The sequence below is a fragment of the Pseudomonas sp. P135 genome (genome assembly GCF_020312125.1).
Taxonomy (GTDB): Bacteria; Pseudomonadota; Gammaproteobacteria; order Pseudomonadales; family Pseudomonadaceae; genus Aquipseudomonas; species Aquipseudomonas fragariae.
This window is the reverse complement of the sequence record NZ_JAGPYR010000008.1, coordinates 17,609-35,783: the sequence shown is the minus strand read 5'-3', so window position 1 is coordinate 35,783 and position 18,175 is coordinate 17,609. Positions and strand designations below refer to the sequence as shown.

At 60.0% G+C, this 18,175-nt stretch carries 17 protein-coding genes and 1 pseudogene; 8 read left to right on the top strand and 10 right to left on the bottom strand.

Annotation, left to right across the window (positions count from 1 at the left end; translation table 11 throughout):
* Positions 1 to 22: 22 nt before the first annotated feature.
* The 6 genes from KBY08_RS14215 to KBY08_RS14190 all read left to right on the top strand — a co-directional run bounded on the left by KBY08_RS14215 (position 23) and on the right by KBY08_RS14190 (position 4,854).
* A complete protein-coding gene (locus KBY08_RS14215) occupies positions 23 to 322 on the top strand; it encodes a protealysin inhibitor emfourin (RefSeq protein WP_003400556.1) in 300 nt (99 codons plus the stop codon).
* 265 nt (positions 323 to 587) lie between these two features.
* Entirely contained in the window at positions 588 to 1,217 is a 630-nt protein-coding gene (locus KBY08_RS14210) for a paraquat-inducible protein A (RefSeq protein ID WP_003400553.1), read from the top strand.
* Complete coding sequence (locus KBY08_RS14205) at positions 1,214 to 1,828, top strand: paraquat-inducible protein A (protein WP_003315385.1); 615 nt, start codon at positions 1,214 to 1,216, stop codon at positions 1,826 to 1,828. Before KBY08_RS14210 ends, KBY08_RS14205 begins: the two co-directional genes overlap by 4 nt.
* On the top strand, positions 1,821 to 3,500 hold the full coding sequence (locus KBY08_RS14200) for an intermembrane transport protein PqiB (protein WP_003400549.1): 1,680 nt from the start codon (positions 1,821 to 1,823) through the stop codon (positions 3,498 to 3,500). Before KBY08_RS14205 ends, KBY08_RS14200 begins: the two co-directional genes overlap by 8 nt.
* Positions 3,497 to 4,120, top strand: coding sequence for a membrane integrity-associated transporter subunit PqiC (locus KBY08_RS14195; protein ID WP_011268174.1), 624 nt, complete (start codon positions 3,497 to 3,499; stop codon positions 4,118 to 4,120). Before KBY08_RS14200 ends, KBY08_RS14195 begins: the two co-directional genes overlap by 4 nt.
* Before the next feature lie 284 nt (positions 4,121 to 4,404).
* Positions 4,405 to 4,854 carry a helix-turn-helix domain-containing protein gene (locus tag KBY08_RS14190; protein ID WP_011268175.1) on the top strand — a complete coding sequence of 150 codons (450 nt, stop codon included), beginning with the start codon at positions 4,405 to 4,407 and terminating at the stop codon, positions 4,852 to 4,854.
* A 30-nt stretch (positions 4,855 to 4,884) separates the two neighbouring features.
* Here KBY08_RS14190 and KBY08_RS14185 read toward each other — a convergent pair whose 3' ends face one another.
* Entirely contained in the window at positions 4,885 to 5,796 is a 912-nt protein-coding gene (locus KBY08_RS14185; protein WP_003400544.1) for a LysR family transcriptional regulator, read from the bottom strand.
* Between the two features lie 112 nt (positions 5,797 to 5,908).
* On the opposite strand from KBY08_RS14185, the gene KBY08_RS14180 reads away from it, so the two are divergent.
* Positions 5,909 to 6,745, top strand: a complete 837-nt coding sequence (locus KBY08_RS14180) for a pirin family protein (protein ID WP_024660003.1) — start codon at positions 5,909 to 5,911, stop codon at positions 6,743 to 6,745.
* A 67-nt stretch (positions 6,746 to 6,812) separates the two neighbouring features.
* Here the strand turns inward: KBY08_RS14180 and KBY08_RS14175 are convergent.
* Positions 6,813 to 7,675, bottom strand: a pseudogene (locus tag KBY08_RS14175) (aldo/keto reductase family oxidoreductase).
* Between the two features lie 125 nt (positions 7,676 to 7,800).
* On the opposite strand from KBY08_RS14175, the gene KBY08_RS14170 reads away from it, so the two are divergent.
* Complete coding sequence (locus tag KBY08_RS14170) at positions 7,801 to 8,697, top strand: LysR family transcriptional regulator (protein ID WP_011268178.1); 897 nt, start codon at positions 7,801 to 7,803, stop codon at positions 8,695 to 8,697.
* 13 nt (positions 8,698 to 8,710) lie between these two features.
* On the opposite strand, the gene KBY08_RS14165 is transcribed toward KBY08_RS14170, so the two are convergent.
* From KBY08_RS14165 to KBY08_RS14130, 8 genes are all read right to left on the bottom strand, one after another.
* Complete coding sequence (locus KBY08_RS14165; RefSeq protein ID WP_054091918.1) at positions 8,711 to 10,240, bottom strand: sodium:solute symporter family protein; 1,530 nt, start codon at positions 10,238 to 10,240, stop codon at positions 8,711 to 8,713.
* Positions 10,237 to 10,497: a hypothetical protein gene (locus KBY08_RS14160; RefSeq protein ID WP_003364607.1), complete on the bottom strand. Its 261-nt coding sequence runs from the start codon at positions 10,495 to 10,497 to the stop codon at positions 10,237 to 10,239. The genes KBY08_RS14165 and KBY08_RS14160 overlap by 4 nt, the downstream gene beginning before the upstream one ends.
* 146 nt (positions 10,498 to 10,643) lie before the next feature.
* Positions 10,644 to 11,579, bottom strand: a complete 936-nt coding sequence (locus KBY08_RS14155) for a choline kinase family protein (protein ID WP_003400536.1) — start codon at positions 11,577 to 11,579, stop codon at positions 10,644 to 10,646.
* On the bottom strand, positions 11,576 to 12,529 hold the full coding sequence (locus tag KBY08_RS14150; protein ID WP_024639594.1) for a phosphotransferase family protein: 954 nt from the start codon (positions 12,527 to 12,529) through the stop codon (positions 11,576 to 11,578). Before KBY08_RS14150 ends, KBY08_RS14155 begins: the two co-directional genes overlap by 4 nt.
* A gap of 10 nt (positions 12,530 to 12,539) precedes the next feature.
* Positions 12,540 to 13,820, bottom strand: a complete 1,281-nt coding sequence (locus KBY08_RS14145) for a M20 family metallo-hydrolase (protein ID WP_111522313.1) — start codon at positions 13,818 to 13,820, stop codon at positions 12,540 to 12,542.
* Entirely contained in the window at positions 13,798 to 14,556 is a 759-nt protein-coding gene (locus tag KBY08_RS14140) for a DeoR/GlpR family DNA-binding transcription regulator (RefSeq protein ID WP_024639596.1), read from the bottom strand. The genes KBY08_RS14145 and KBY08_RS14140 overlap by 23 nt, the downstream gene beginning before the upstream one ends.
* An 80-nt stretch (positions 14,557 to 14,636) precedes the next feature.
* Positions 14,637 to 16,040: an amidase gene (locus KBY08_RS14135; protein ID WP_111522314.1), complete on the bottom strand. Its 1,404-nt coding sequence runs from the start codon at positions 16,038 to 16,040 to the stop codon at positions 14,637 to 14,639.
* A 311-nt stretch (positions 16,041 to 16,351) separates the two neighbouring features.
* The gene (locus tag KBY08_RS14130) at positions 16,352 to 17,959 is read right to left on the bottom strand and encodes a M10 family metallopeptidase (RefSeq protein ID WP_111522315.1); all 1,608 of its coding nucleotides are present in this window, start codon (positions 17,957 to 17,959) and stop codon (positions 16,352 to 16,354) included.
* Positions 17,960 to 18,175: the final 216 nt, after the last annotated feature.

Genomic DNA, 18,175 nt, shown 5'->3' with positions numbered 1-18,175 from the left:
TAACCACCAAAAGGTGCTTGAAATGAAGGTCTGTCTAGTGCAATCCGGCGGTTTTGCAGGTGCAGTCAAACGCTGTGAGGTCGATACAGCCACCCTTGAGCAGCCCGAAGCAGAGCAATTGCAGAGGTTGGTGAGCGATAGCGGTCTGAAGCAGTCCAGCAGTGCTTTCAATGACGAAGCGCGGGACCTGAATCAGTACGAAATCACCATCGAGGATGACGCCAGGGCAATCTGCCTGACGTTCGACGAACACAACGTGCCTGCATCCGCCCGCCAGTTGCTCGGCTTTCTCAAGCAACGCGTCAAACCCGGCAAGCTATAAGACAGGCTTTTGCCATAGGACTCTGGCAGCAGCGATGTCCTTTCGTCGTCAGATGGGGGCGTCGCTGCTACCGGATTCGCCAGCACTCTCCGCGCGTGGAATAATGGCGCAGTGACATGTGAACCACCCACCACCTGGGCGGTCAATGATTTGTACCGATCTGCTAGCGCTGAACGTACAAAAAAAAACGCTTCACACTGCCATTAACGAGGTATCTTTTCGTGCTGCGCGTTCTTACCTCCTTACCTCTGCATCAATGGCGTCGATGAGCACTGTGCATCCTATCGAACACTCTTCCGGCCTGATCATCTGCGAGCACTGTGACTCGCTCTACGAAGCCCATCCGCTGCAGCCCGGCGAGGCGGCATTCTGCCTTCGCTGCGAGGCATTGCTCGGTCGTGGCCATCGAGTGACCATAGAGCAGCTGCTCGCGCTGACCATCGCTGCAGCCATGCTTTTCGTCTTCGCCAATCTGTTTCCGGTCATCAGCATCAATATGAAAGGCCTGTCCAACGAGGTCACACTCTGGCAATCGGTTGAAGCGCTCGCTCAAGGGCGGATCACGATCATTGCCCTGGTGGCCGGCCTGTCGATCATTTTTGCCCCTCTGTTGCAGATCGTTCTGCTGTTCTGGGTGCTGGTACATGCGCACAAGGGCATTATCGCGCCCGGCTTCAGAACCTGCATGCGTGCGCTGGAGCACTTGCGTCCATGGAGCATGCTCGAGGTGTGCATGCTCGGTATTCTGGTGGCCATCATCAAACTGTCCGGGATGCTCGATGTACACCCCGGTGTCGGTCTCTGGGCCATGGCCATGCTGATGGTGCTGATCCTGCTGATCGCCAACAAGGATATCCGCCGATTGTGGGATGAACTGGGAGTGCAGCCGCAATGAACGGCATCCCCTTCGCCCATGAACACAAGCTCTGCCTGTGCCACACCTGCGGTTATGCCTGCCAGGAGGACGCTACGCGCTGCCCGCGCTGTGACTCGCCTGTGCACAAACGCAAACCCAACAGCATCAGCCGCACCTGGGCCTATCTGATTGCCGCCCTGATTTTCTATATCCCGGCCAATGTGCTGCCGGTGATGTACACCAACCTATTGGGTAACCGCAGCGAAAGCACGATCATGAGCGGCGTCATCGAGTTTTTCGAAAGCGGCTCCTGGGACATCGCCATCCTGATTTTCGTCGCCAGTGTTCTGGTGCCGTGCATCAAGTTTCTGGTGCTGGGCATGCTGCTGATCACTTGCCAGCGTCGCAGCACCTGGGCGATGCGCGAGCGTGCGCGCCTGTATCGCTTCATCGAACTGATCGGTTACTGGTCGATGCTCGATGTGCTGGTTGTGGCCCTTGTGGCGTCTCTTGTCCAGTTTCGTGAACTCAGCACCATCGAGCCACGAATCGGCATTCTGTTTTTTGGCTTGGTAGTGGTGATGACGATGTTCGCCGCCATGAGTTTCGATCCCCGGCTTATCTGGGACGCAGAGGTTGAAGATGTCTGACAGTACCCTCCCCCCGCCTGCTTCAGTGCCACGCCCTGAAGTCAAACGTCGTCGCCTGCGTGTCTCGCTGATCTGGCTGGTGCCGATCGTTGCCGCGATCATTGGCATATCCATGGCCTTGCATGACTGGATGAACATCGGTCCCAGAATCACGGTCAGCTTCCTGACAGCCGAAGGTCTGGAAGCCAACAAGACTCAGGTCAAATACAAGAACGTGGTCATCGGCATGGTCACGGATATCAGCCTCAGTGAGGACCGCACCCATGTGCTGGCCAACATCGAGCTGAACACCAGCGCCGCACCGTTTACACGGGTCGACAGCCAGTTCTGGGTGGTGCGCCCACGCATCGGCGCACACGGGGTTTCGGGTGTAGACACGCTGCTTTCGGGCGCCTTCATCGGCGCCGACGCAGGCAGCGCCGAGGAAACCAAGAGCAGCTTCACCGGCCTGGAAACGCCGCCGCCGGTGACCTTCGGTGAAAAAGGCAAGCGCTTCACCCTGCACACCGACGATCTGGGCTCGCTGGACATCGGCTCACCGATCTACTTCCGACGCATTCAGGTCGGTCAGGTAGTGGCCTACGACCTGTCCAAGGACGGCCGCGGCGTCGACATCCAGATTTTCATCAACGCACCGAACGATCAGTACATCACCACTGACACACGCTTCTGGAACGCCAGCGGTGTCGACATCACCGTCGGCGCCTCAGGCGTCAAGGTCAATACGCAGTCGCTGACCTCGATCATTTCCGGCGGGATCGCCTTTCGCGAGCCGAACTGGAGCCCGGACTCGAAGCCGGCGGACGAGAACGCAGAATTCAAGATATTCGATGACCAGACCGCGGCGATGGCACCACCCGATGGTGAGCCACGCTACATCCGCATGCGTTTCAATCAATCGCTTCGCGGGCTGACGGTCAATGCGGCAGTTGACTTCCTCGGGGTCAATATCGGCAAGGTGGTATCGGTGGACCTGGATTACGATCCGGCCACCAAGACCTTCCCCGGTATCGTTGGCGCAGTGATCTATCCCAAGCGCCTGGGGGCGGCCGAGTCCAAGCTCAAGGAACTCGGCGGCTCGGGTGATGAAGAAGAACAGTCTGCCCGCGTACTGGGTGCTTTCGTGGCCAATGGTCTGCGTGCCCAGGTGCGTAACGGCAACCTGCTGACTGGCCAGCTGTACATCGCCATGGAGTTCGATCCAAAGGCGCCGAAGGTGGCGTTCAACGCCAAGGCCCGACCGCTGGAGATTCCGACCGTACCGGGCAGCTTCGACAAGCTGCAGGAGCAACTGCAGGCATTCGTCGAGAAACTCAGCAACTTGCCGATCGACCAGCTGGCGGGCAACCTCAACGGCACCCTCAGCGAGTTGCAGAAAACCCTCAAACAGGTCAACAGCAGCGTGTTGCCGCAAATGCGCGGCACCTTGCAGCAGGCCGAAAAAACCCTGGGGACTGCCAACGACTCGTTCGCCGAAGATTCGCCAGCGCGTCAGCAACTGGGCCAGGCCATGGATGAAGTGCAACGTACCGCGCGTTCGGTGCGGGTCCTCACCGACTTCCTCAGCCGCCATCCGGAATCGCTGATTCGCGGCCGTACGGGCGACGCAGCGCCTCGTTCGTTCAACGCCCCGTCCTCGTCCCGAGCCATTGATCCGGAGCCAAAACAATGACCTTGCGCCTGAAACTGATGGTACTTGCCGCAGCAGTGGGCCTGGGTGCCTGCACATCGACGCAGACCCACTACTACACGCTGATCGCGCCGATGAGCGCAACGAGCACGGCCGCCAGCAAACCCATGCCGTTCCAGTTCGAAATGCTGCCGGTCATCATGCCGGTGCAGGTCGACCAGCCGCCGCTGGTGGTTCGTCAGGGTAACGGCAGCCTGGCCATTCTGGACACCGAACGCTGGGGATCACCGCTGGGCGACGAGTTTCACGATGCGCTGACCCCGCAACTGGAGCGTCGCTTCGGCAGCCGCGACATGGCCGGCTTGCCGAAAAACAGCGATCAGCCAACGCTGTCGCTGCGTACCGACGTGCGGCGCTTCGAGTCGATGCCTGGCAATTACGCACTCATTGACGTGGTGTGGACACTCGGGCTTCGCGAAGCTGGTGCCACGGCGGGCAGCAAACGGCAGAGCCTGACCTGCAGCAGCGTGATCCGCGAGCAGGCCGGTGAAGGCATGGAAAATCTCATCATGGCCCACCAGAAAGCGGTTGCCCAGCTGGCAGACAAGATCGCCGCTACGGCCGCGAGCTGGACCGCACAGCGCGCCTCGCGCTGCCTCTGAAATCTATCGGGAGGTCTGCGTAAAAGACCTCCCGATTTCGCCTCATTCAGCCTGAAACCGTTGTGCCAGCCACCTGCACGTCGCTGCTCGAAACGTTCAATTCGGTACAAAAATGTATCACCCTTCCGGATTCCTACGTACACTCTGCCATCTGTCTGGTACGTTAGTACCTGATTGGACCGAACACGCAATTCCTCGCCCTAGCAGGGATGTCTGATCAGTCGACGCCAGAAACGCTTGTTAACCCTGACTGTAGCGGTGCACAGTTTATCGAGGACAAACGGATGACAGGGATCGGACCACGACTTAAAAAGGAACGTTTGCGCCTCAAGCTTTCGCAGAGTGCACTGGGGGCGATAGGTGGCGTGGAAACCAACGCCCAGGGCAACTACGAAAATGGCGTCCGCTCCCCCCGTGCGGATTATCTGTCCAGCATTTCGAATGCCGGAGTGGATGTTGCCTATGTGGTCACCGGCCTCAGCGCTACACGTAACGTCCCCGCTGTCATAACGTCAGACAGTCAGAGCAGCGCCCCGCTCAACCGCGTCGTCGAACGCCTGCACGGCAACCTGCACGACGTGACCCAGAATCTGTACCACTTCACCCGCCTGATCGAATCGAACTCAGGCATTGGCAATGTGGACAGCAATCAGCTGGAAAACATCAAGAACGACGCCGAAGCGATCACCGTCGCCACTGTTCGGCTGATCTACATGACGTCACGAATCAAGTAACGCGCAAGTATCGCGTGCCGCCAAGGCTGTTCAGCGCGCCGGAAACGCCTTGTCCCTGAGTTTGTCCATCACCAACGCAATGAATGCCGACACCGCTGGCGGCAGATGCTGTCGGCTGGGATAAAGCACATGCAGACCATGGCTGGTGCGCTGGTACTGCGTCAGTACCGGCACCAGTCGACCATCCCGCAGATCCGAGCGGATCAGCGTCGCGGGCAACAACGCGATACCGAGCCCGGCAAGGGTCGCCTTGCGCAACGCCTGTGCGGTGTTGGCATTGAACCGGCTGGCAATGTGCACCTCATGCATCTTCGCCTCCGGGCCGAGCAACCGCCAGGCAGTGACGCCACCGCGATGCGCTGCACTGACACAGTAATGACCGTGCAGGCTGTGCAGGGAATCAGGCAGGCCATGAGCGGCAATATAAGCCGGACTGGCGACCATCGTGTCATGGCCTTCATCGATCAGTTGCCGCCCTACGTACCCCGAGTCCTGCAAGGGGCCGCCGCGAAAGGCGATGTCCAGCCGGTCAGCGATCAGGTCGGCGTGATCATCACTGAGCACGAACTCCAGTTGAACGCGCGGATAACGGGCAAGAAAACCGGCCACCCAGTCCATCGAGAAAAAGTCGAAGAAATCAGCCATCGCTGCAATACGCACCAGGCCGCGCGGCTCGTCGCGACCTGACACAAGCTGCTCTGCGGCTTCCATCACCCCGTCCACCGCGCTCACGCAGCGGCCATAGAAATCCTCTCCAGCCTGAGTGAGCACCAGCTTGCGGGTCGAGCGCTGCAACAGGCGAGTGTCCAGCTGCATCTCCAGTTGCTGAACCCTGCGACTGACCGTATTGGACGGCATGCCCAAGTGCCTTGCTGCCTGGGCAAAACTGCCGCTGCGCACCACCTGCACGAACAGCGCAACATCGTTGAGATCGAACGCCACGCGCGGATTCCTCGTATTTATGGATCAGTCCAAGCCAACTATACCGGCTAATCAAGCAATGCATTGACGCTTATTCTTTGCGCTCAGGCATCAAGGCCCAGAGGAAAACGCCATGAACAGCATCGTCAGCATTCGGCCACGCGCCATCGTCCATCGCACCACCGGCAGAACCCGTGGGCCGATCACCCGACTGGTGAGCCCCGGCGATCTGGGTCAAGTGTTGAAGCCTTTCGTGTTTCTGGATCGAATCGGCTTCACCTCCGAGCCGGGTAAAACCGGATTCAGCATGCACCCGCACTCGGGTATCGCAACGCTGACCTACATGATCGAAGGCGAACTCACCTATGAGGACACCACCGGCAAATCCGGAACATTGCTCAGCGGCGGTGTGGAATGGATGAGCGCCGGCAATGGCGTCTGGCATGACGCCCAGCCGATAAGCGGCTCGGCTGTCAGGGGCTTTCAGCTATGGGTCGCGCTGCCCGAAGCGCAGGAAAATGGTCCGGCACAGAGCGTATACCTGTCGGCAGCGCAGGTTGCGCAACAAGGCCCGGCAAGCGTGCTGCTGGGACGCTACGGCAGCGCAAAGAGCAGCCTGCCGGCGCCGGAAGGTATGAATTATCTGGCAGTACAGCTAAAGGATGGCGAGCACTGGCGCTACACACCGCCTGCGGGCCATAGCGTAGGCTGGCTGGCAGTCAACACTGGACAGCTCGACGCGGGCGGCCAGGTCGGCGCGGGTGAACTGGTGATTTTCGAGGAATCGGATCGCCCCATCGACATCGTCGCCAAGGGTGATACCCACTTCGTGCTGGGATCGGCAGTCAAGCATCCGCACGAACTGGTCACAGGTTACTACTCGGTGCACACCAGCAAAGCCGCGCTGATTCAGGGCGAGCTGGAAATAGAACGTATCGGCGCACTGTTGCGCGAGGAAGGCAGGCTCTGATTGAGCAGCAGCCTTTAAAACAGACCCACCCGAAAGCATTCAGGCGGGTTGCTCAACAGCTATCCCTCTAAGCAACACTATCGAGTTCGGCGAGCAATTGCGGCGCAATCACCAGCTCGCTGGCGGCAAGGTTTTCGCGCAAATGAGCGATGGATGAGGTGCCCGGAATCAGCAGAATATTGGGCGCACGTTGCAGCAACCAGGCCAGAGCGACACACAACGGTGAGGCATTCAGCCCAGCGGCTACTCGGCTCAGGGTTTCCGATTGCAGGGGTGAAAATCCGCCCATCGGGAAGAACGGGACATACGCAATGCCCTGCTCGCCCAGTTCTGCAATCAGCGGCTCGTCATGGCGATGCGAAAGGTTGTAGTGATTCTGCACGCAGACAATCTCGGCAATCCCCTGCGCCTGCCTGACTTGCCGGGCAGTGACGTTACTGACCCCGAGATGACGGATCAGACCCTGGCGCTGCAACTCGGCCAGCACCGTCAACGGTTCCTCGATCGAGCCTTCTGCGGGTGAATGCTGCTCCCCCATGCCCGGAAGTTGACCACATCGAGCACCTCCAGCCCGAGGTTCTTCAGGTTGTCGTGGACCGCCGCGGTCAATTGCGCCGGGCTGGATGCAGGATTCCATGAAGCATCCGCGCCACGCACTGCGCCGACCTTGGTGACGATCAGCAAGTCATCCGCGTAAGGGTGCAGCGCTTCGCGAATCAGCGTATTGGTGACATGCGGGCCGTAAAAGTCTGCGGTATCGATATGGTTTACCCCCAGGGCGAGGGCTTCGCGCAATACCGCGATGGCGCCCTGCGGATCTTTTGCAGGACCGAACACGCCAGGCCCGGCCAGTTGCATCGCGCCATAGCCCATGCGGTTGACGCGATGGCTGCCCAACAGGAACGTACCTGCCTTGTTTGCATGATTCATTTAGTGCCCCTTGATTCGATGTGTGTTCCTCACTATAGGCACTGAGCACTGTATTGATAATCATGCGTAATCGGCACAACCTGTACGCCTGAGCGAACACTGAACAGAGCAACCGGGCCACGACAATGACTACCGATATTCAGGACCTGCTGGCCTTCGTCGCCGTGGTCAATGCCAGAGGCTTTCGCGAGGCAGCGCGGCTCAGCGGCAAATCCGCCTCCAGCCTCAGCGACGCCATTCGCCGCATGGAAGCGCGGCTTGGGGTGCGGCTGCTGAATCGCACCACTCGCAGCGTGGCTCCGACAGAGGCTGGCGCCAGGCTTATGGAGCGTATTGTGCCCGCACTGGGCGAAGTGGAGTCGGCCCTGGATGTGGTCAATGACTTTCGCGATCGCCCGTCAGGCACTCTGAGGCTGAACGTTCCGGTCAGCGCCGCCAGGCTGGTGCTGCCCTCGATCATCACACCGTTCCTGCAGACCTACCCCGACATCCGCCTGGAGGTGGTCACCGAAGAAAGCTTCGTCGACATGCTTGCAGCCGGATGCGATGCCGGCATTCGCTACGACGAACGCCTGGAGCAGGACATGATCGCGGTGCCCATAGGCCCGAGGTTCCAGCGTTTTGCGACGGCTGCGTCACCGGCCTATCTGCAGGCCAGAGGACGCCCCGAGCACCCGCGAGATCTGCTCGCGCATGCCTGTCTGCGAGGAAAATTCCCCAGCGGGGTCATACCGCTGTGGGAATACGAGCGGGACGGCGATACCGTCAAGGTTGACCCCACAGGCCCTCTCACCGTCAGGATAGGCGGAGCGTTCGATCTGACTGTGCAGGCCGCCATCGACGGGCTGGGCGTTGTTCATCTGTTCGAGGACTGGCTACGCCCTCACCTGGACAGCGGCGCACTGGAACCGATACTCGAACCCTGGTGGCAGCGCTTCACCGGGCCGTATCTGTACTACCCGGGGCGCCGCTACCTGCCCTCGCCGCTGAGGGCTTTCATCGACTTTATCAATACGCGCTGAGCCGCAGGCGGCATCAGCTCATCGCCACAACCGGACCCACGCCGCGCCGCGCTGGCGCGGCCATGGCGAACAACTCGTCGACGCGTCTGACTTCATCCGCACTCGGTTTGATGGCAACGGCACAGGCAACGAAGATGCCCGCATTAAAAATCAGACCGACGATGCCACTGGTCAACGAACCCAGTGCCGGAATGTCATCCGGGTAGATCGTGGTCAGTACGATGGCGATCACGATCCCCACCAGCATGCCGGCAATCGCGCCTTGCTTGTTGCCACGACGACTGAACACGCCGAAGAACAGCGGCACGGCCAACTGGATGATGCCCTGATAGGAAATCTGCGCCAGCAATTGCAGGCGGGCATAGTCGAAGGTCAGGTAGGCCAGTAATGAGGCCGCGGCAATGAACACCACCATGCCGACCTTGGCGAGAATGGTCTTCTCGCGATCACTGCGTGGCTTGCTCCAGGTCGCCAGGTCATTGGCAAACTGCGTGCCGCACACCTGAACGCAGCCGTCGACATGACCGATGCTGGCCGCCAGCACGATCATGATTGCCACGCCAAGCAGCCATGGCCCGCCGATGTCGAACAGTGACAGGAACCAGCCGTGTTGCGGATGAGCCGCGACATTCGGGTCCTGGCTGATTGCTGCGGCGAAGAGCATCAGAATGCCGTAGAAGCCGCCGACCAGCAGGATGGTCAGCAGCGTGCCCTTCTTCACCGAACGCACGCCGCTGGCGGTGTAGATGCGCTGAAAGCTCATCGGCCAGCACATCGAGCCGATAACGCCGGTAAAGATCAGGCTGAACATGTACATCGGCCCGTAGGTACTGCCTGCTCCGCCAGGAATCACCAGCATGCTGGCGGGCAACTGCGACAGGTTGCTGAACGACGCCTGCGCGCCGAACAGCAGGAAGATGCACAGCCCGGCGCACAACACATAGGCAATCAACCCCTGATACATGTCGGTCATGATCAGGCCGCGCATGCCCATGCTCACTGTCCAGTACTGACGAATCAGGATCACCACCACCCCGACCAGCAGGCAGGTGGTCACGCCCCAGCGGCCGAAGCTGGCGAACTGGAAAAGCGTCGCGAGGGCCTGAATCCCCATTACCACCCAGGGGAATACCGAGATGATGCCGATGATCGAAGCAATGCGTTTGACCACGGGACTGTTGAAGCGCATGCCCAGCAAATCCGGTTGGGTGGTCAGGTTGAAGCGCTTGCCCCAGGTCCAGGCACGATTGGCCATCAGGTACATCGCGGTTACGCCCAGCGTGGCGTAGACCATGCCGTAAAAGCCCAGCGCGCCACCGACCGACAAGGCGAAAAACGCCGTGAACGTTGCGCCCGGCCACCAGGAGTTGGTGTAGCACATGGCGATGAACCACGGCCCGTAAGAGCGACCACCCACCGCGTAATCGGAAAAGCTCTCGCTCTTGCGGTTCGTCGCGTACAGCACCGCAATCATGCCCGCCAGAAACACGCCGATCAGGCCGAAGGTGATGTAAAGATCCGAAACCGTAGTCGTACTGATCATTGCCCGTCCCCCTCTTGTGGAATTTCACCCAGCAGCGACTCGACCACGTAGAGCATCCACAGGCCCAGCCCCATGAGCACCGCGATCAGAATCCAGTAGAAGATCGGCAGCGGAATGCCGAGCACCAGCACGCTGCTGCCGCTGACCTTGAGGTAAAACGGCGGAAACAGCGCCATCATCAGCAGCGCGAAGAAGTACAGGCCAAACACCAGATTCTTCAGGCGGCCGGGGGTAGAAAGGGACGGAACGTTACTCATGGAGTGCTCCTTGAATTTCAGGATCTGGCTATGGATAAGTGATCGGATAAAACTCAAGCAGTGAAAGAAACACGCGGTTACCCGCTACTTTTTTATTATTGAAATACTTGCCTTACATGTTCAAAGGCGCGCCGGACGAGATCGACTCAGGCCTGCCGCAGCCAGGTTTCCCATTGCGAATCATTGATGATGCTGCGCGCCCGCATGTGTTTCCAGGCGCCGTACTTGTAAAAGTCGAAGTCCAGTTGCGACACCGCGTGCTGCACCATCGCCCAGGTCGACCATTTGATGTCGGCCAAGGCCTTGTTGAGCTTGATCCGCGCTACGGTTTGCGCGCTGACCTGGCCGAAGTAGTCCTCGATCAGCGCCAGCTCCATGTCGTCGCTGAAAAACATCTCGCCGAACCACAGCGCCAATTCGTAATGGCGGTCGTTGTTGGAGGCGTACTCGAAATCCACCAGACGAATCTGGCGATCCGCGTTGAGCATGAAATTGCCTGCCAGCGTGTCGTTCATGCACGGCGCCAGATCGATCCCGGAAGCTTGCAGCGCAGCTTTTGCGCGCTGGTATTGCAGGCACAGCCAGTCGTCATCCTGAGGCTTGATGCCCTTGAGTTCGGCCACCTGGCTCTGGTGCTCGGTGATCATGTCGAACACGGTCTTGGTCTGTTGCAGCAGCGGCTGATCGTTGAACGCCTTGAGCCCGCGCAGGGCACTGTGGCGTATGTCGCGTTGCAGGAAGTCATGGTTGGACGACGCCCGCCAGCCCTCCATGAATTCGAACACCTCGACACCGAAGGCTTCGAGAAAGGCGAAAACCGGCGCGCCATAACCGGTTTGCGCAGCTTTCACACTGGCCTCGTGAGCAGTGTGACGATCAATGAACATCTCTGTACCGACGCCTGGCACCTTGAAGAAGTACGCTGTGTCGGCACCCTCGACCTCGACCCGCCAGTTGGTGTTGGAAATGCCACCACTGACAGGCTCGTAGTCAACGCGGCGGCCCTGCCAGCTGTCGATGCTGCGCACGGCGGCTTCCAGTTGTCGCTCCTGGGTACTGACCGACTGCCCTAACGTTTTCATGCTCTACCCTCCTGAACCTGACGCATCCAGCCTTCCAGCCGCGGGTCCTGAACGCACTGCCGACACCGCAGCAGCGTCCATTGCCCGACCTTGGAAAACTCCAGTGGCCGCGAGGACGTGGTACCGGCCCAAAGCCCCCACAATGTCCAGTACCAGTCGTTGATCAGCGCATACAGACGGCACACGGCGTAGTCGATTTCCAGGCATTGCCCGGCCCACGCGCCGATTCCTTCGCGCCACTGGCGCTCGAACGAATAAAGCTCGTTGAGGGTAATCGCCACGTCGTACCACGGGTCCATGCAGCCACCGTAGTCAAAATCCACCAGACGCAACTGACCTTCGCTGGACACCATGACGTTGCTCGACACACCGTCGCCGTGCAGCGGAACCGCTTGCACGGATCGGCTCTGCAGCGCCTGCCAGGCCATGTCGACGCAACGGTCGATCCATTGATGCTCGGCAGGCAGCGCAACGTTGTCGCGTTCGCACACTGCGCGCAGGCGCTCGATGTCCGCCATTGGCGAGCGCACCACATCAGGCACCGGCCCGGCATGCACCTGCCGCTTGAGTGCCCACAGTGCCTGAAGCCGGCCGGGTGCGAGCAGATCGTCGAGCCGCGCAGCTCGCCAGTCCGGGCCCAGATCCTCGAAGATCAGCACGCCAGTGGCCTGGTCTGCCCCAAGTAAACGCGGTGCAGCAGCGCTAAGCCCGGCACAGTCGCTGGCCTGGGCTACCGTGTCGAAATCGATCAGTGGCGCCATGTCGGCATGCAGAACCTTGGCGTAGCAACCGCCCTGCGCACTGCTGACCCGAAAGCCGGCCCACTCGGTCGACAGTCTCGAGGGTGACGCAACGCCCTGGGTAACGTTCTCGATCCCGGCGTCTGCCGCGAACCCGCAATGTGCCAATGCGCTGCGCAGGCGTGTGGTCAAGTCGTCGGCATATGACATGGTCAGCCCCTCAACCAAATGAAGCGGACGAGGTGCAAGCCCGATGCAACAGACCGGTCAGCATGCGCAAACCGTTGTGCATGTCCTGATCGCTGGTGTATTCGGCCTCGTTATGAGAAACGCCATTACTGCTGGGGATGAACAGCAGGCATACGGGATAGCGCCTGTTCAGACTGATCGCGTCGTGACCGGCCACGGTCATGCTGTCGGTGGTCGACAAACCCAGCTCGGCGCCTACGTCATGCGCCAGTGCAGCGAACCCTTCATGCAGCCTGGCAGGTGAGCGCAGCACGCTGCTTTCCACTTCAAACGCGGTCATGGTCTTGTCAGCGATCGCACGCAGCGTTGCATCCAGGCGTTCCGAGGCAGCACTTAGCAGATCGACGTCGCGGGAGCGGTACTCAATCAGCAGCGATACCCGCGACGGCACCACGTTGGGCGAATTGGGGTAGACCTCGATACGCCCTACCGAACTGTGCATCTGCACGCCGTGCTGCAAGGCCTCGTCATGCACCGCAGTGATGGTGTGTGCGGCGGCCAGCAACGCATCCCGGCGCGCGGCCATGGGCGTGGGGCCGGTGTGATTCTGTTCGCCGTCGAAACGTACCCGCCGTTTCAGGGCGGCCCAGGTCTCGCGCACCACGCCGATCGCCGTCTGGCTGCTTTCCAGGCCAGCGCCCTGCTCGACATGAATTTCGACATACCCGGCAATGTTCAAGTCAACCTGATCATTGCCCAGATAACCGATGGCCTGCAGGGCGTCCTTGAGACGGATACCGTCGCCATCGCGGCTTTCCCAGGCGCTGTCCAGCGTCAAGGCACCGGTGAACACACCACTGCCGATCAGGCTCGGCTGAAAGCGCGCGCCCTCCTCGTTGGTCCAGTTGACGACCGCCAGATTGCAGCGCGGGACTTCACCACGCTCAAGCAATTGCCGCGTCAGACTGGACACCGCCACGGCGCCGGCAAGCACGCCGTATACGCCATCGAAACGCCCGGCACTCGGTTGGCTGTCCAGGTGCGAACCGCAGAGCAGATAAGGCGCATCCGGATCAAAGGTCATGAGGCCGAACAGGTTGCCCACCGCATCGATACGGACTTCGAAGCCGTGCGCTTCGAGCCAGCCATTAAACAGGTCACGTACCTGACCGTCTTCAACCGAGGCCGCCAGCCGATGCAGGCCACCGGCCGGTGTCGCACCGATGGCCGAGCTTTGCCGAAACAAGGCTTCGAACGCTGCCAGATCAGTTGCGCTCGGCTCGATCAGCTCAGGAATAGAGGGTATCGACATGATCGTTCTCCAGGCGTGTCGCAAACTCGTCGGATAGCGCGCGATTGGTGACCAGGGTGGTGATCGCGGCAAATGGCAGGGTGTTGATGAAGGTGCGATGACCGAACTTGCCATCGTCGGCCAGCACCACACTGCGCGTGCAATGCCTGACCAGCGTTCTGCGCAACATGGCTTCTGGCTCCTGGTAATCCATCAGGCCGAAGTCCAGATCAATGCCGCCGATGCCCATGAAGGCAATGTCGTAGTGAAACTGCCGGGCGAATTCCAGCGTGTGGGGGCCGATCAAGGCGTTGTCGGTACGTCGCACGTCGCCGGGCGCAACCAGAACCTGATTGTCGCTCTGGTGCGATATCAGCTGGGCGATGTCCAGCGAATTGGTGATGATCTTCAGCTGGCTGAATCGGGTCAGTTGCTGGGCCAGCGCCAGCGTCGAGGTACCGGTGTCGAGGAAGATCGCCATGCCTTCGCTGACCAGTTGCGCAGCGCGCACAGCGATGCCCGCCTTGGCGCGAGGCTTGAGCCTGCTGCGCTCCTGCAGCGGTAATTCTTCGCTGGACCTGGGCAGAATGGCGCCGCCGTGAATTCGCCTTAACCTGCCCTCCTCCTCCAGATGTTTGAAGTCGCGGCGGATGGTCTCTTCGGAGACGAACAGCAATTGTGCAAGGTCCGACGCCTTGACCCGCTGTTGTTGAACGAGCAGACGCATGATTTCGTCCAGGCGCGGCTGATTGAGCATGGGGGTGACATTCCGTTGCAAAGTGATGACTCCAGTGTCCGGGCCCTTGGGCCGCTGATCTGCGTGCAAGAGCGACATGTCTATTGCCCCGAAACCGGTGGCAGGTGCTGATCCCAGGCCGCGATGGCCTCTACCGCAGCACAGAACTGCAGCACCTGGGCATCGGCAAAGCGTGGGCCGACGACCTGCAGACCGATCGGCAGTCCTGCGTCGCTCCGCCCACAAGGCAGATTGGCGGCCGGGTTGCCAGTGATGTTGAAAGGGTAAGTGAACGGCGTCCAGCGCGCCCACGGTACAGCGCCGTCCTGTCCGGCATAGCCGACGGGCGCTACATCGTCTGCGGCAAACGGCAGGATCGGCAGCGTGGGCATGAGCAGCAGATCGTAATCGTCAAACAGCGCGTGCACGTGATTGGCGAACGCCGCACGCTGTTGCAGGGCCTGTAGATAATCACTCAGGCTGTACTGGGCAGAGCGCGTGATCAGATCGGCAAAGCCCGGATCGAGCTGGTCCAGTTTCTGCGCAAGCGCCTTGCCATAGGCAATACCGCGCCCGGCGACCCACAGGGTTTCGAAGGTTGCCAGCGGGTCCTGCCAGTCCGGCTTGAGCGTGCTGACTGTAACGGGCAGCGACCTGGCGATATTGCCCACGGCGGCGTCAACCGCTGCAGCGACTTGCGCATCGACCGGCGTGTCGAACAGCGTCGGGCAGAAACCGATGCGCAAGGGCTTCAGCGGCTGGTCGCAACGGGCCAGAAAGGATTCGTCGGGGGCTGGCAGCGCCTGATGATCGAGTGGATCGGGGCCCGACAGAATGTCGAACAGCAACGCGCTGTCGCGCACGCTTCGGGTGATCGGCCCGGCATGACTGAGCATTTCGGTGGCCGACCAGGGCCAGGTGGGAATACGCCCCAATGTGCCTTTGAGGGCAAATGCGCCACAGAACGAGCCCGGTATGCGCACCGAGCCGCCGCCGTCCGAGCCCAGGGCCGCAGGCACCATGCGCGCCGCCACGGCGATGGCCGAACCGGAGCTGGAGCCGCCGCTGGTGAGGCTCGGGGCCCACGGGTTGCGTCCGTTGCCGAACACCCGCGACGTACTGGAGCCCGTCCAGCCGAACTCGGTGGTCGCTGTCTTGCCGAGAATGATCGCGCCAGCGTTTTTGAGGCGACGGATGATGGGTGCATCCTGTACCGGCACCGACTCCAGCGCAGTCAACGACCCCCGCGTGGTGCGTAGTCCTGCAGTGGAAAAGAGATCCTTGATGCCGAAGGGTATGCCGTGCAGCGGCCCGCGTAGCTCACCGCGCTGCAGTTCGGCCGTCATGCCTGCGGCCTGTTCGAGCGCGGCATCGGTGTATACGTCACCGAATGCATTCAGTGTGGAATTGTGGGTTTCGATCGCTGCCAGGCACAACTCGGTCAAACGTATCGGCGTCAGGCCCCCTTCGCGAACACGCGTGGCAGCTTCAATCACGGTAGGCATGGAAGATGGCTTGGACTCAATCAAAGCAGATACCTCTCAGACACTTATGCGTAATGCACGGCACCAACGACTGTCGGGGCATTACATTCAGCAGGCTCTGATGAGTCAAGTGGGTTTTGTTGGATATATTGAATTTGTGGTTTTAAATTTTGTAACAGCACCGTCACGGTGCCGAAAAACGCGCAAAAAGACGCGTCGCACAATTGCGGTGCGCGATTTAAAGCAGAAAAGAAGGGGGAGATTCGGCCAGAAAGGACTGCGCCTGTCAGCGGCGCAGTCCTGTCATTGAGATCGGTCTTTCAGGTCAGCGATCAGACCGCCAGATCGTGGGCATGGAACTCGCTGACGCCGACCAGCTGGATTTCAAAGTCCGCATGCAGGTCGCCGTTGACGTTGCCGGACAGCACATGATCGGCGAAACGCAGTTGGCCAGCGCCGGTGAACTCGCCGCTGCCGATGAAGCTGAAAGCATCGAGGGCCTTGGTGTCCACGTTGGCATCCATCTTCAGGAAGCTGAGTTTGTCGCCTTGCTGGCTATTGAAGTCGGTGATCACGTCGCTGTTGTGGCCTTTGCCCATTTCCGACAAATCGTTGAACACGAAACGGTCGGCGCCGCTACCGCCAGTCATGATATCGGCGCCCTGACCGCCCACCAGTTTGTCATTGCCGGCACCGCCGAAAAGAACATTGTCCGCATCGTTGCCGGTCAGAGTGTTGTTGCGATCATTGCCCAGCACGGTAAAGGCGCCCTCGCCTTTGAGGTGGACATTCTCGAAGTTCGCCAACGTCCCGGTATTGAGGTTGATGACCTGTGCGATGGGCGAGGTATTGTCGTAGGTGATCTTCAGCGTATCGATGCCCTGGTCGGCCTTTTCCTGAACCAGGTCCAGTTCGCCTGCCTGATCAATGACGTAGGTATCGTTGCCCAGCCCGCCGATCATGGTATCCAGCCCGCCGCGGCCATTGAGCACGTTATCCAGATCGTTGCCGATCAGCGTGTCATTGAAGGCAGAACCTATGGCGTTTTCAATGTGCGCACCGTAGGCGATCGCCAGACCGGAATTCATCGACGTCGGCGCGTCAGGGTTCGCGTTGTAATCGAGAAACGCCTTGCCGATGGTGCTGAACTCACCCTCGTTGAGGTTGATTTTCACCGATGCTTCCTGATTGCTGGCATCAATGGTGTCCTTGCCGCCAGCGTCCCAGATGGTCTCGAATACCGACTGCCCGGGTGCCCATTTGTAGACGTCGTCGCCGGTGTGATAGTGGGTGTTGGCGCCGTATATGAACTGCATGGCCGCAACATCGAGCAGCATCGGCGTGGTGGGCTTGAAGCTGTAATTGTTGGTGTAGCTCATGATGGTGTAACGCGCATCTTCGAATTTGGCATCGAGCAGCACATCGTTGTACTGCGAGGCTTCGAACGAATGCTTCAACCCCAGTGCATGACCGGTTTCATGCATGAACGTGAGGTAATCATCCGTGCCCTTGGCAGGATCGGCCGCGTTGACGTTCGGCCCGATCCAGACATCGCCGGAGCGGCCCAGCGTACCCGGCGCATAAGCCTGGCCAAACTCTGTACCTTGCAGGCCCTTGAAGCCGCCGAAACGGATGTCTCCGACATTATCGGGGGTGTCCTGAACCTCGGTGAACTTGATATCTGCCACCGCACTCCAGGCATCCAGTGCGCTTTTTGCGGCTGCCGCCTGGGCGTCGGTCAGCGAATAGGCATCGCCGGGCTCCTGAGAGCGACTGTAATCAGTGGCGTAGACCGAGTCGGCTTTATGAAAGCTGTAAGTCAGATGGGTGCCGGACGAATCCCCAAGCCAGAATGGCCCCCATAACAGGCTGGTGACTCGGTCGTCGGGAGCTCCCTCGGGCAGAAGTTCGGCAGGACTTGATTCATTTGGGCCGGGCATCGGCGTTGCTCCAGAAGAATACGGACGTTATTAATGGGCTCATGACTTTTGCCAAGGCAAAAACCGGAAGCAGTTTATTACACGGCACGCAAAATATGGACATAATAAGTTACAAAAACAGTACTCTGAAAGGCCGACTCATTACTCTCGACACCTGGCAACTTCTTATGACGAGTGAACTTTAATTCTCATGACAGGCGTCATTTAATGGCGCGC